General features: G+C 39.0%; 9 protein-coding genes and 6 pseudogenes. 9 read left to right on the top strand and 6 right to left on the bottom strand.

The features are described from left to right. The first annotated feature begins 36 nt into the window (after window positions 1-36). The 7 genes and pseudogenes from E0409_RS13030 to E0409_RS13000 all read left to right on the top strand — a co-directional run. A pseudogene (locus E0409_RS13030) lies at window positions 37-670 on the top strand (transposase). An 11-nt stretch (window positions 671-681) separates the two neighbouring features. Next, window positions 682-885, top strand: a complete 204-nt coding sequence (locus E0409_RS16525) for a hypothetical protein (RefSeq protein ID WP_165541340.1) — start codon at window positions 682-684, stop codon at window positions 883-885. A gap of 408 nt (window positions 886-1,293) precedes the next feature. Continuing rightward, window positions 1,294-1,713: a MobC family plasmid mobilization relaxosome protein gene (locus E0409_RS13025; protein WP_131291487.1), complete on the top strand. Its 420-nt coding sequence runs from the start codon at window positions 1,294-1,296 to the stop codon at window positions 1,711-1,713. Then, window positions 1,703-3,580, top strand: a complete 1,878-nt coding sequence (locus tag E0409_RS13020) for a relaxase family protein (RefSeq protein WP_131291485.1) — start codon at window positions 1,703-1,705, stop codon at window positions 3,578-3,580. The genes E0409_RS13025 and E0409_RS13020 overlap by 11 nt, the downstream gene beginning before the upstream one ends. Before the next feature lie 97 nt (window positions 3,581-3,677). Continuing rightward, the gene (locus E0409_RS13015) at window positions 3,678-4,289 is read left to right on the top strand and encodes an HAD family hydrolase (RefSeq protein ID WP_131291483.1); all 612 of its coding nucleotides are present in this window, start codon (window positions 3,678-3,680) and stop codon (window positions 4,287-4,289) included. A gap of 626 nt (window positions 4,290-4,915) precedes the next feature. Beyond that, window positions 4,916-5,620 (top strand): IS6-like element IS1007 family transposase, encoded by a 705-nt coding sequence (locus E0409_RS13005; protein ID WP_131291481.1) that lies wholly within the window; start codon window positions 4,916-4,918, stop codon window positions 5,618-5,620. Window positions 5,621-5,671: 51 nt separating this feature from the next. Further along, window positions 5,672-5,833, top strand: a pseudogene (locus E0409_RS13000) (plasmid replication DNA-binding protein); the annotation flags it as partial. A 474-nt stretch (window positions 5,834-6,307) separates the two neighbouring features. On the opposite strand, the gene E0409_RS12995 reads toward E0409_RS13000, so the two are convergent. Both E0409_RS12995 and E0409_RS12990 read right to left on the bottom strand, forming a co-directional pair. After that, a complete protein-coding gene (locus E0409_RS12995; protein ID WP_131291479.1) occupies window positions 6,308-6,655 on the bottom strand; it encodes a hypothetical protein in 348 nt (115 codons plus the stop codon). 747 nt (window positions 6,656-7,402) lie between these two features. After that, window positions 7,403-8,107, bottom strand: coding sequence for an IS6-like element IS1006 family transposase (locus tag E0409_RS12990; RefSeq protein WP_001067784.1), 705 nt, complete (start codon window positions 8,105-8,107; stop codon window positions 7,403-7,405). Between the two features lie 606 nt (window positions 8,108-8,713). Between E0409_RS12990 and E0409_RS12980 the strand changes: the two genes are divergently transcribed. Then, complete coding sequence (locus E0409_RS12980) at window positions 8,714-10,333, top strand: oleate hydratase (RefSeq protein ID WP_109267733.1); 1,620 nt, start codon at window positions 8,714-8,716, stop codon at window positions 10,331-10,333. 285 nt (window positions 10,334-10,618) lie between these two features. Here E0409_RS12980 and E0409_RS12975 read toward each other — a convergent pair. Together E0409_RS12975 and E0409_RS12970 are read right to left on the bottom strand one after the other, a co-directional pair. Continuing rightward, window positions 10,619-10,714 (bottom strand): annotated as a pseudogene (locus E0409_RS12975) (IS5/IS1182 family transposase); the annotation flags it as partial. A gap of 53 nt (window positions 10,715-10,767) precedes the next feature. Further along, window positions 10,768-11,151 (bottom strand): annotated as a pseudogene (locus E0409_RS12970) (IS6-like element IS1006 family transposase); the annotation flags it as partial. Window positions 11,152-11,187: 36 nt separating this feature from the next. Here E0409_RS12970 and E0409_RS12965 point away from each other — a divergent pair. Further along, the gene (locus tag E0409_RS12965) at window positions 11,188-12,246 is read left to right on the top strand and encodes a 2,3-butanediol dehydrogenase (protein ID WP_004281883.1); all 1,059 of its coding nucleotides are present in this window, start codon (window positions 11,188-11,190) and stop codon (window positions 12,244-12,246) included. A gap of 170 nt (window positions 12,247-12,416) precedes the next feature. Here the strand turns inward: E0409_RS12965 and E0409_RS12960 are convergent. Continuing rightward, window positions 12,417-13,001 (bottom strand): annotated as a pseudogene (locus E0409_RS12960) (IS6 family transposase); the annotation flags it as partial. Between the two features lie 46 nt (window positions 13,002-13,047). Next, window positions 13,048-13,213, bottom strand: a pseudogene (locus E0409_RS12955) (IS6 family transposase); the annotation flags it as partial.

Genomic DNA, 13,213 nt, shown 5'->3' with positions numbered 1-13,213 from the left:
TATTCTTGAAGGCTTCTTCGGCAATATAATTTCCAGATGAAGAAGCCTGCACCTAAAATCTACCGTATAACCAATTGGTCCTCGTATAACCAAGCTTTAATTAAGTGAGGAAATATTTCAATCTAGTTTCCAATGGTATGCACAACCACAAGGCAAGCATGGACGAAATCAAACTTATTCCGATACAGCAATTCAATGCTGTTTAATGATCAAATCTCTATTCCGTCTTTCTTTACGTATGATCACAGGCTTTACTCAAAGTTTGATTAAGCTGTGCGGCCTAGATTGGACCGCCCCCTCTGTCGCAGACAAAAGACGATTGATATTGCGATTAGCTATCAGAAAAGTCGCCATGGTTTACACTTACTCGTAGATTCTACGGGTTTAAAATTTTTAGGTGAAGGCGAATGGAAGCGTAAGAAACATCAGCTCAATAGAACGAAATGAGTTACTTCAAACGGTTAAACATTTAGGCAGAACTCTATGGAAAAAATGGTCGGGTTATCACCGTCGCAGTTTGGTGGAAACCAAGATGCATTGCATCAAATTATTAGTAGATAAGCTGACGGCAAGACATTTTTAAAGTCAGGTCAATGAAATTCATGCGCGTGTGGCTGTTCTGAATAGATTTACGGAATTAGGTAGACCTCACACCCAAGTTGTCACTTAAATTTGAATGGCTTGGCGAAAACTCAGCTTTTGAATGTTTATGCAACAAGCCATGCTGGAACAAAAGTTGGTTTAGCTATCTCAGCGATGAATTATTTTGGAAAAAACTGGTTGATCAAAACATCATTGAAACCATCAGAAAGAGCTGAGCCAGAAAGAATTCAAGAAATTAAAGGCTGCTCAACTGCCGCTTTGGATGAAAAAAGTGCTGAATGATTGTTGCTAAAAATCATCAAAATATGAGCATTTTTGGTCTGATGAAGGCCTTTTTGTGGTTTGGAAAAATCATGAATCTCCTGTCTCATCCATTATCCTCCTTTAAAAATAGCAAGTGGTTTATCTCATAATTCAACGAATAATTAAAAATATCATCAAAACATCACCTGATCGGAAGTCTTTTTTTTAAATCTGCTAGTCTCGAATCATCCAGTAAAACTTGACCAAAGAGCATGAATCCTACTGAAAAACAGGGGGATTTTATTGGCTAAGTAATGGTAAGCAAGGATACACAATGGGTACTTTTTTCAGTGCTACGCACTTTCAAAAAGCATACCCATCGTGACCTTGATCAGGTGGACAAGCCCCCCGATACCCCCCTTTATTACGTCTCAAATTGAGGTGATTATGAATAAGAATGAGACTTATTTTAAAAAAAACAAACAGCCGTCGAAACATCGTCCGGAAATTCAGTTTGAAAAAAAGAGGCCTGTGCGCACTCGAGTCGTTAAAGTCACTCTGTTTGAAACGGAATATGAGCTTTTGCAGCAAAAAAATATGTTTAGTTCGATTGCACGCTTGATGCGTGAGGCTGCTTTAACCTCTGTTAAGAATGAGCAGCTGCCCGTGACAAAGTTCTCAAAGCTAGATAGAGAGTTTTTATTAGAACTGAGCCGCATTGGAAACAACATTAATCAGATCGCTAAAGCCGTCAATCTAGACCTCGCGTCATATAGACCGCTAGATGCAGTGAAACTACTTCATCTCTTACTTCATCTTGAGTATGCGTTAAATAGTTTGAAAGCAGGGCTTGAGAATGATTGTTGATTTTTTTGAAACAGGGACGGGGCAATCTAAAGGCCCAATCGACTATTTTCTCGGGAAAGAGCTAGATCGGGAGCATGCGAAGCTTCTTGCTGGGAATATCCAGGAAGTTGCGGATCTGATTGATAGCAGTCGCTATACAAAAAAATATACCGCTGGTTGCCTTTCTTTTTATGAGGATGACCTCTCAGAGAGCCGAAAACGTCAAATCATGGCCGCATTTGAAAGAATGATTTTCTCTGGTCTGACACCAGACAATTACCGAATTCTGTGGATTGAACATCGCGACAAAATTAACCAGGAAACCGGTCAAAGGAGGCTGGAACTTAACTTTATAATTCCGAATGTCGAGATATTGACTGGTAAGCGTCTGCAGCCATTTTTTGCGAAAGCGGATTTAGAACGAGTCGACTGTTTTAAAAGAATTGTTAATTTTAAGTATGGGCTTCATGATCCCGATGATCCGTTAAATCGTCAAGCATTAAAGACGCTTAAAAAGTTACCTCACACTCTTAATGAATTTAGAGAGAAAATTCACGAAGAAGTTGTACTTGCAGTCGCAGATAATTTGATTAACGATCGCAACAGCTTACTTAATTGGTTGAAGAATATAGGTTTAGAAGTTTCAAAAGTAACTAAAAAACAAATTTCTGTTATTCATCCAGATAAAAACCAACCTGTGGTTTTGAAAGGGGAGTTGTATGAGCAAAACTTTAGATGTTCTGAAAACAGCGCAGAGCTTAAGAGAGCAGCATCAGAACGATATCGACAACGCGCTGAAAAAAGATATGACAGTTGCCTTCAACGATACCAAAAGCTTTATGAAGAAAAGGCTAAGTATCATACAGAGCGATATGGACCACGAGATTGTAGAAACTCAGACGAACTTACAAAAGTACTTGAAACACAACGAAATGAAGATCAAAACAGATATCGTTTCGATGGAGAACGATCTAAATCAGAGTCTGCTGACAATAAACAACGAACTACAAATTCGGATCAGCACAATGAACCAAGACTTGCACAAGTTAACGAGCTTGAACCATGCCATCGTCGAGCAGGCGAAGCTGAAAAAAGTCCTTTCTTTATCGATGATACCCATGATTTCAATACTCATTATTTTGCTTATCTGCAGCATATGTCTCGGATACTTCAGCAACAGCAAGTACAGCGAGATCGGGAAGCTACAAATGATGCAGAAAGAAGAGCAAGCAAAACTCGTCGAGCTCAAGAAAGCTTTATCGATGAGCAAAACCGAATTACAGCAAAAATTCTCCAAGATTCAACCAAGGAATTAAAAGATGAATATAGAAGCAGAGCTGTTGAAAATTATCGAAGATCAGTTGTTGCTGCTAAAGCAGCAGCAACAAGAACAAAAAACCGCTTTGCAGGCTTTAAGTCAGTATCAGAACTTGAGCGAGCTACTCGAACAGCAGATCTTGCTCTCAGAGCAGCGCAACAGCAAGCTACGACAGAGTCTGGAAGAGTATCAGCGGATGTATTCACGTTTGAAAAATCAGACTTTTTCAGAAAATATCTTGCAGGATTTACAAACCGAATTAAGCTTGTTTTTGCAGCAACATTTAAAAGCATTGGTGACTTCTTTGCAGTTGAAAGAGCAAGTAAACAGCGAAATACAAAATCAGATTTCGGGTACAGTACAGAACGAGATTGCTCTCCAGTTGCAACCTTTGACCGCCCAGATCATCCAAAAAATGAATTCAGTCGAGCACTATCAAGAAAAATTACAGCAATTAATTCAGCAGCTGTCCAGCAAGCTTTAGATGTACTGGACAGCAAGAAATTGATAGCCGAACAAACAGTAGTTCAGAAAAAAGATCAGAGTTATGATCAATCACCATCTATTTAGTAAATATTGAGTCAATTTATGACGTCTTATAAATGCTAAGTAATTGATGTTAAGCATGATTAAGAGTTTAATCATGCATTAGGCTTGGCGAGAGTAAATGATGTTTAATGAGAAAAATGGTTGTACAGCAATTGCATTCGATGTCTTTGGTACTCTTGTTAAAATCCAAGAAGGGCGTTCCCCATATCGACGCTTGCTAAAATGGTTAAAATCTCAAGGTCGTAATTATAAACCCGATGATTCGACTATTATCATGTCATATTCTTTTGATTTTAAAGAACTTACTGATTTTTGGGGGCAACAGATTCCTGACCATTTTCTGCAGGAGTTAAATGATGATTTATTTGAAGATCTAGAAAACCTTACTTTATATGAAGATACACTTTTGACTTTAAATAGACTAAGAGATTCTGGCTTCAAACTGGCTTTGTGTTCTAATCTTGCGCTTCCCTACGGTGAAAAGATTTTTTCTATGATCCCGAATTTAGATGCATATGCATTGAGTTATGAAATTGGAGCAATCAAACCAGACCCGAGAATTTATCAATCTCTACTGGATCAATTAAATTGTAGAAAAGATGAGGTTCTATTTGTTGGTGACACCCTTTTGGCTGATGTAATTGGTCCCAAATCATTTGGCATGTCAGCCCGGTTAATTGATCGAAAAAATGGTCAAAATCTACAAGATGTGCTTGTCGATCTTCTCTAGATCATATTACTTCGGCTTGAATAATTATTGGGTAAAGGACCAATTTTGGGGGCAGTTAATTTCCTCAGCAATCTTCTGTCTATCAAACTGAAATTTTGGATGAGTGGAAAGAAATTAACTGTAAAAAGTCCAATGTTTTTAGACATCATAAATCCATGAAAATTATGTGTGGTCAGTGGTTCATGGATTTTAATCGCTCATATGTGATATTTTTCCGTGGAGAAACATGAAGTTTCTGCTTTTGGCTACATTTTTATAAAATCTCTAATTGTTTGATACATACTTCAAGTTATTGAATCTATATTGTTTTATTTTCATTAATAAAGTCTTGATTTTTTGTATAAAAAACTATAATTTATTGATTAATTACAATATATATTCTTAATATTGTAGTGAAATATCGCTTATGCGATTTATAGATTAGCCATGCTCTCATTTCTTGCTAAAAAAAAGTGAAATATCGCTTATGCGATTTATAGAAGTTGAACCAATATGCCATTTTTATTGAAGACGTGAAATATCGCTTATGCGATTTATAGAAGCACTAATACCCGATCGACTAGGGCACTGTTGCAAATAGGCTGACATGATAAGCTAAATATCTTATTTATTTCGAGATACAGCAGATGAATCCCTTCAACGGTCGGCACTTTCAAGGTGAAATCATTCTTTGGGCTGTTCGTTGGTATTGTAAATATGGCATCAGCTATCGTGAACTTCAGGAAATGCTCGCTGAACGTGGAGTGAATGTTGATCACACCACAATTTATCGCTGGGTTCAGCGTTATGCTCCAGAAATGGAAAAACGTTTACGTTGGTATTGGCGTAATCCTACAGATCGACATTTATGGCATCTGGATGAAACTTACGTAAAAGAGAATGGCAAATGGGCATATCTATACCGTGCAGTTGACCAACGTGGCCATACTCTTGATTTCTATCTTTCTGCTAGACGAAATACCCATTCAGTTTATTGTTTTCTTGGTAAGATTTTGAATCATGTCAAAAAATGGCAGATTCCACGAGTCATAAACACTGATAAGGCTCATACCTATGGCCGTGCTTTGTCGCGACTAAAACAGGAAGGAAAGTGTCCTGAAGACCTGGAGCATCGACAGATTAAATACAAGAATAACGTGATTGAATGTGATCATGGCAAGCTCAAACGGATCATCAAGGCTACGTTGGGATTCAAGTCTATGAAAACGGCTTATGCCACAATTAAAGGTATTGAGGTTATGCGTGCTCTACGCAAAGGACAAGCTTCATTATTTTATAACGGTAATATTCTAGGAGAAGTTTGGCTAGTAAATAGAGTTTTCGGTCTCTAAGCTTTTTTGAAGGGAAAATCATCGACTCAGATCCCTATTTGCAACAGTGCCAAATCTAATCACGATATAGCAACAGATCCTCGGTTAGAGCCAGTGCCGAACTATGACGGATTGACTACTCTTGAAAATAAGCGCATTCCTGTTCCGGAACATGTCGAGCCGGAACCACAGAAAAGGGGATTCCTGAGTCGCTTTTTCTTACCCAATGGATAATATGATTGTTCACCTGGGCTTATCAAAGCCGTGGAACATTGGTTAAATAACAGGCGTGGAACAGGTTAAAAAGATAAAAAAGCCCAATTGGGTAGGATTGGGCTTTCAAAAACAATATAAGTAATTGATTTAAAATAATTTATTAAAACAGTAGCCAAAAGTAGAAATGTCCGCTTTTAGAATATGAATTTGGTGTTATTGCTAAAGCTCGTGGCATGACTCAAAATCGCTAAAGAAGCAGGGATTGGGGTGAGGCACTCCACAAAGTCCTACGTCAGGATTAAGCACCACGTTTTGATACGATTAATCGTGTAGTGAATGCTTTAGGCAGCAGAGGTATTGAGTTCTTTAATATGCAGTTCAACGACTGTCATCAGGTTCTCAAATCCCTCAGTTTCCCCGGTATTCATCCGAGCCAACTCGGTCGAGTAGCTCGGATTATGATGCCTACTTTTAAAGAGGCCCCCCCCACGATCAGTAAGCAGTTCTAGGGAACTTATGACGACCTGGGGTGGACTGAGTCCGTTTTACCCAATCTTCCGGATATTCTTGACTGTAAGAATCATAGTAATGACCTGACCAATATTCCTGATTGTATTCTTGGCATTCGTAATCTTGAGAAAAGTTGTGGGTGCTTTGTTGCGCTACAGCATGTTGTTGAAGTGTATTTTCAGCTGTTTTTTCCGCCTGATCTAAAGTCATGAAAATATCGAGCAAGGCTTGACGTTGTTGATGATTCAGAAGTTTTGCGCTTTCGACAATCAGTTGTTTAGCGAGGTTTTTTGGCATGCATGGGTTTGCATCATTGAATTTAGTATGCATAGCAGTTTCCTAGATAAGAGTTTAATTATCTCCATCGCTTCTCACGGCAATGGAGGCAACTTAACAGGGGTGAGAATACTGAATCTAGGATCAGCCAGCACGAAGCTGCCCTGCTAAGCTACCATAGGGACTGCTTAACAGTAGGCAAAAAAAATAGCCGCAAGTGCGACATTTAATTGCACCTAGATATTTTATCAGGTTCTCACGCCTGCACACAGATTTTGCTGCGTTGAAATAAGATTATCCAGTAAAAAGCAGGGTGTCAAGGTCCTAATCAGTAGTTCTTATAAAAACTGAAAAATCTAACTAAAAGGTATCTATAAAATCAGTGGCTATTCAACCCATCAAAGGAGTAATTGAATAATGACAATTAAAATCCAAGCAAAAAAAAGCCCGCTCAAGGAAAGTGAGGCAGGCTTATAAACTAAGGACCTAGAAAGGTCATTCAGAAACTACAGCAGTTTCTATTGATTATTTTGTACGCTATTCAAGTAATATTCAGTGGCGGAATATATCAAAAAATCAAAATATTAATTAATAAATCAATATGTTAAGTGGGCTTAATCAATAGTTTAATTAAAATAACTAAACCTAGTTGTAAGTTAGCTATAACTAGCTATATAAAAACTACGTTTTGTCGTTCTAGGTCAATGTTTGTTTGTAAGCCCCAAATAGAAAAATCCGGTGCATAGAACGGCACTGTTGCAAATAGAGATTTGAGTCGATGATGTTCCCTTTAAAAAGTACTTAGAGACCGAAAACCCTGTTGATTAGACACACTTCACCCTGAGGCTGACCATAATAAAATGACGATGCTTGTCCTTTACGTAGTGCACGCATGACCTCAATACCTTTAATTGTGGCATAAGCCGTCTTCATAGATTTGAATCCTAATGTGGCCCTGATGATCCGCTTTAGCTTGCCATGATCACATTCAATCACGTTATTTTTATACTTAATCTGCCTGTGCTCAAGGTCTGGTGGACATTTACCTTCCCGTTTTAACCGTGATAAAGCACGTCCATATGTGGGTGCTTTATCCGTGTTGATCACTTGTGGAATTTGCCACTTCTTCACATTATTTAAAATTTTTCCAAGAAAACAATATGCTGATTTGGTATTACGTCTAGAAGAAAGATAAAAATCAATGGTATCGCCACGTTGATCGACTGCACGATACAGATAAGACCATCGTCCATTCACTTTTACATAGGTTTCATCAATATGCCACGAGCTCAGATCTGTAGGATTACGCCAATACCAGCGTAAACGTTTTTCTATTTCAGGAGCATAACGTTGAACCCAACGGTAAATAGTCGTGTGATCAACATTCACACCCCGTTCGGCCAGCATTTCCTGCAGTTCACGATAGCTAATGCCATATTTACAATACCAGCGCACAGCCCAAAGAATGATTTCGCCCTGAAAATGCCGACCATGGAAAGGATTCATATGCTGCACCTTTAGCTAAAACAGTCTTCAACTTACCATTCGTGGTTATTTGCAACAGTGCCACTTGGGTGGTCTGCCTTTAGCTGGAACATGCTTCTGCAATTGCTCAACCATTTAAATAAAAGGTTGACCATGAGATGCCTGTATATCGCTTAAACTGTGTTTCAGAAAGCTTCTTTGAATCAATGTATTTCATCCGCAGATTATGCACGAATGCTAAGAAAATTAGAGTACAAATATCAATCAAAAAGGTGCTCGTTTTTTGATTTATGAAAGAGAGATCTATTATTCAATTATATCTTTTAATGATCAATAGAAAGCCTAGTTTCAAACACATTCTTCAGACACAAACAAATATGATCAAAATAGAGTGATTACTCAATAAAATAATAAAATCAATTACTTAAATTATATTTTATTTTAAAAAAAATACAAATGTGTATTAAAAATAACCATTACTTACATTTTTTTGATTACAAAATATAATGAGTAAATTGCTTCCCATTTCATACATTTTTCATATATAAAAAGTCATACTATTTTTAAGGTTTTTCTAAATCACATTTTATACTTCATAGTTTTTAACATCATTATTAAAGGTGAACCATGCATAAGAAGAAGCGCACCCCATTAGACGCACAACAGTCCCATCTTTGGATTATTGGTGGTGGTATCGCAGGTATGGCTGCTGCTGCATTTGCAATCCGTGATGCCAAAGTCCCTGCCAAAAATATCCATATTTTAGAAGAACTCGATATTTCAGGTGGTTCGATGGATGGTGGACATACACCGCATGCCGCGCAAGCTTGGGTAACACGTGGTGGGCGAATGCTGACCGATGAAACTTATTTGTGCCTATGGGACTTATTTTCCAGTATTCCATCTTTGGAAAATCCAGACATTTCGGTGCGTGAAGAATGTCGTGAGTTTAATGAAAAAGTGAAAACCCACGCCAATGCACGGTTGATTGATGCCGAACATGTCATTGCGGATGCAGCAAAGCTTGGTCTGAATACGCTACATCGTGCACAGATGCTGCGCCTATTAGCTTCAAAAGAAGAAAAAATTGGCAGTCGCCGCATTGATGAGTTTTTTGATGAAACCTTTTTTGAAACCAATTTCTGGCGCATGTGGCGCACGACTTTCGCTTTTCAAAAATGGCACAGTGCAGCAGAGTTAAGACGCTATTTCTTGCGTTTTATTCAAGAATTGCCACGCATTCATACCTTAGCGGGTGTGAAACGTACCAAGTACAACCAATATGACTCGATGATTCTGCCCCTACAGCGTTGGTTAGTCGCACAAGGCGTCGATGTGCGTTTTGGACACTATGTCACAGATGCAGACTTCATTACCAATGCTGAAACTCAAGAACGCTACGCTTCACGCCTATATGTACAATTGCCTGAAGGCTCAGAGCAAATTAATCTGAAAGCCAATGATTTAGCTATTTTCACTTTAGGCTCTATTACAGCAGACTCACGTTATGGCGGTAATCATGACGTGCCTGCCCTTATTCGTCATCGAGAAGATCATGGCTGGACGCTTTGGGAAACGCTGGCACAAAAAGCCCCAGACTTTGGCCGTCCAATGACTTTTTATGGCAATGTCGATGAACATAAGTGGGAGTCTTTCACTCTGACCATGAAAGATGACGTGCTACTTAAACGTATTATTGACTATACAGGCAATGAACCAGGCACAGGCGCACTCATGACTTGGTATGAGTCGGGTTGGCATTTATCCATCGTGGTTCCTGCACAGCCACACTTTGCCGACTTACCTGAAGGTTTATATACCTTATGGGGCTACGGTTTCCAAATTGACCATATAGGCGATTACATCAAAAAACCAATGTCCGAAGCCACGGGGCAAGAAATCCTAACAGAACTGATTAAACAGCTCGGTTTTGACGACATTTTAGATCATGTTTTGGCAACGACTGATGTTACTACCGCCATGATGCCATACGCCTCTGCCCTATTCGCCTGCCGTAAACCGGGGGATCGTCCACAGGTAATTCCACAAGGCTCACAAAACTTTGCTTTCCTTGGACAGTTTGTGGAAATTGAAGATGACGTGGTCTTTACTGTGGAATATTCAGTTCGTGGGGCGATGCTTGCCATTTATGAATTTTTTGGGGTGGAACGTGAAATCCCTGAAATTTACAACGGTCTACTTGATCCCAAAGTGGGTTTAAAAGCTTTAGAAACAGTGTTCCACTAAGTTTTTAATATATAGCGATAAGAGCACCTTTATGTCGCCACTATTACATAGTTTAATTTAAGCAACGTTTGGATACACGAGTGTGGCAGGGATGCCACACGTTATCCATCATAATAGGGATGTTATGTATGGGTAACAAAGGCTTTTGCTTTCTTTTGGCTTATCAAAAGTAAGGGTATTGCCTACACAAACACCTTTTATACTTTATTGAAAGTTGAGGCCGTGTACGCACCTAATTTTAAATTGGATAAAAAGAAAAATTAGATAAAACTTTATACGTCATTATTGGCGACGATATTCAGCTCCATGTTTCTTGCGTTTCCATTCGCCCTCACCTAGAAACTTCATGCCTGTAGAGTCTACGAGTAGATGCAGTCCATCGGGCACTGTTGCAAATAGAGATTTGAGTCGATGATGTTCCCTTTAAAAAGTACTTAGAGACCGAAAACCCTGTTGATTAGACACACTTCACCCTGAGGCTGACCATAATAAAATGACGATGCTTGTCCTTTACGTAGTGCACGCATGACCTCAATACCTTTAATTGTGGCATAAGCCGTCTTCATAGATTTGAATCCTAATGTGGCCCTGATGATCCGCTTTAGCTTGCCATGATCACATTCAATCACGTTATTTTTATACTTAATCTGCCTGTGCTCAAGGTCTGGTGGACATTTACCTTCCCGTTTTAACCGTGATAAAGCACGTCCATATGTGGGTGCTTTATCCGTGTTGATCACTTGTGGAATTTGCCACTTCTTCACATTATTTAAAATTTTTCCAAGAAAACAATATGCTGATTTGGTATTACGTCTAGAATGGTTTACCGTTAACATCAATATAAGGAATATAAAATGAAAGCAGCTCGTTTTTATGACCGAGGGGATATTCGAATTGAAGATATCCCTGAACCGAAAGTACTTCCAGGCACAGTTGGAATTCAAGTTGCGTGGTGTGGTATTTGCGGTACAGATTTACATGAATTCATGGAAGGTCCTATTTTTATTCCACCTTGTGGTCACCCACACCCAATTTCGGGAGAATCTGCACCTGTAACAATGGGACATGAATTTTCAGGCGTGGTTTATGCAGTTGGAGAGGGTGTAGATGATATCCAAATTGGGCAACATGTCGTAGTTGAACCCTACATCATTGCTGACGATGTGCCGACTGGCCCCAATGATAAGTATCATTTATCAAAAAATATGAACTTTATTGGTTTAGGCGGACGCGGTGGTGGTCTTTCTGAAAAAATTGCAGTTCAGCGGCGTTGGGTACATCCTATTTCAAATGATATTCCTTTAGACCAAGCAGCATTGATAGAACCTTTATCTGTCGGTCATCATGCCTATGTCAGAAGTGGCGCAAAAGCTGGCGATATCGCACTGGTTGGTGGAGCAGGCCCAATAGGCTTACTTTTATCTGCTATTTTAAAGGCTAAAGGTCTCACGGTCATCATTACTGAACTGAGTGCAAAACGTAAAGAAAAAGCGATAGAAGCGGGTGTTGCCGATTATGTACTAGACCCATCTAAGGTTGATGTAGTTGCTGAGGTAATGAAAATTACAGAAGACCGCGGTGTAGATGTCGCTTTTGAATGTAGTAGTGTCAATAAAGTCATGGATACACTCGTTGCAGCAATGAAACCAACTGGTGTAGTCGTTATCGTTTCTATTTGGAGCCATCCTGCCACAATTAATGTGCATAGTGTGGTGATGAAAGAGCTAGATATTCGTGGCACGATTGCTTATGTAAATGATCATCAGGAAACTATCCGTTTGGTTGAGCAAGGTAAGATTAATCTAGAACCTTTTATTACCCAACGGATTGCATTAGATGATCTTGTTTCTAAAGGCTTTGAAACATTGATTCATAATAATGAGTCTGCTGTAAAAATTATTGTTCATCCGTAGTAACGCCTAATTTGAACGACTAATTTGAATAAACTAGAAATAAACTCTATGTAGCTATTTCTAATATCTTTATAGATAGGGAATGAGTCTGTACGTACAGATTCATTCTCAAATTTACGGCACTGTTGCAAATAGAGATTTGAGTCGATGATGTTCCCTTTAAAAAGTGCTTAGAGACCGAAAACCCTGTTGATTAGACACACTTCACCCTGAGGCTGACCATAATAAAATGACGATGCTTGTCCTTTACGTAGTGCACGCATGACTTCAATACCTTTAATTGTGGCATAAGCCGTCTTCATAGATTTGAATCCTAATGTGGCCCTGATGATTCGCTTTAACTTACCATGATCACATTCAATGACATTATTTTTATACTTAATCTGCCTGTGCTCAATATCTACTGGACATTTTCCTTCTCGCTTTAATCGTGATAAAGCATGGCCATAGGTCGCTGCTTTATCTGTATTGATGACCCGTGGAATTTGCCATTTTTTCACCGTATTGAAGATCTTTCCTAGAAAACTATAGGCTGATTTACTGTTCCGTCTAGCGGAAAGGTAAAAGTCAATCGTATGACCCCGTTGATCAACTGCACGATACAGGTAAGTCCATCGCCCCTTCACTTTGATATAAGTCTCATCCATATGCCATGAATGTAAATCTGTAGGATTACGCCAATACCAGCGTAACCGTTTTTCCATTTCTGGAGCATAACGCTGAACCCAACGATAAATTGTACTGTGATCGGCACTGTTGCAAATAGAGATTTGAGTCGATGATGTTCCCTTTAAAAAGTACTTAGAGACCGAAAACCCTGTTGATTAGACACACTTCACCCTGAGGCTGACCATAATAAAATGACGATGCTTGTCCTTTACGTAGTGCACGCATGACTTCAATACCTTTAATTGTGGCATAAGCCGTCTTCATAGATTTGAATCCTAATGTGGCCCTGATGATCCGC

This window comes from Acinetobacter sp. ANC 4862 (assembly GCF_004336635.1).
GTDB lineage: Bacteria > Pseudomonadota > Gammaproteobacteria > Pseudomonadales > Moraxellaceae > Acinetobacter.
The sequence above is the reverse complement of the archived record's forward strand: the minus strand, read 5'-3'. Positions and strand labels throughout refer to the sequence as shown.

Coding starts and splice junctions, on each gene's coding strand:
- E0409_RS13025 (WP_131291487.1), top strand. CDS start 1,294: ATGAATAAGAATGAGACTTATTTTAAAAAAAACAAACAGCCGTCGAAA.
- E0409_RS13020 (WP_131291485.1), top strand. CDS start 1,703: ATGATTGTTGATTTTTTTGAAACAGGGACGGGGCAATCTAAAGGCCCA.
- E0409_RS13015 (WP_131291483.1), top strand. CDS start 3,678: ATGATGTTTAATGAGAAAAATGGTTGTACAGCAATTGCATTCGATGTC.
- E0409_RS13005 (WP_131291481.1), top strand. CDS start 4,916: ATGAATCCCTTCAACGGTCGGCACTTTCAAGGTGAAATCATTCTTTGG.
- E0409_RS12995 (WP_131291479.1), bottom strand. CDS start 6,655: ATGCATACTAAATTCAATGATGCAAACCCATGCATGCCAAAAAACCTC.
- E0409_RS12990 (WP_001067784.1), bottom strand. CDS start 8,107: ATGAATCCTTTCCATGGTCGGCATTTTCAGGGCGAAATCATTCTTTGG.
- E0409_RS12980 (WP_109267733.1), top strand. CDS start 8,714: ATGCATAAGAAGAAGCGCACCCCATTAGACGCACAACAGTCCCATCTT.
- E0409_RS12965 (WP_004281883.1), top strand. CDS start 11,188: ATGAAAGCAGCTCGTTTTTATGACCGAGGGGATATTCGAATTGAAGAT.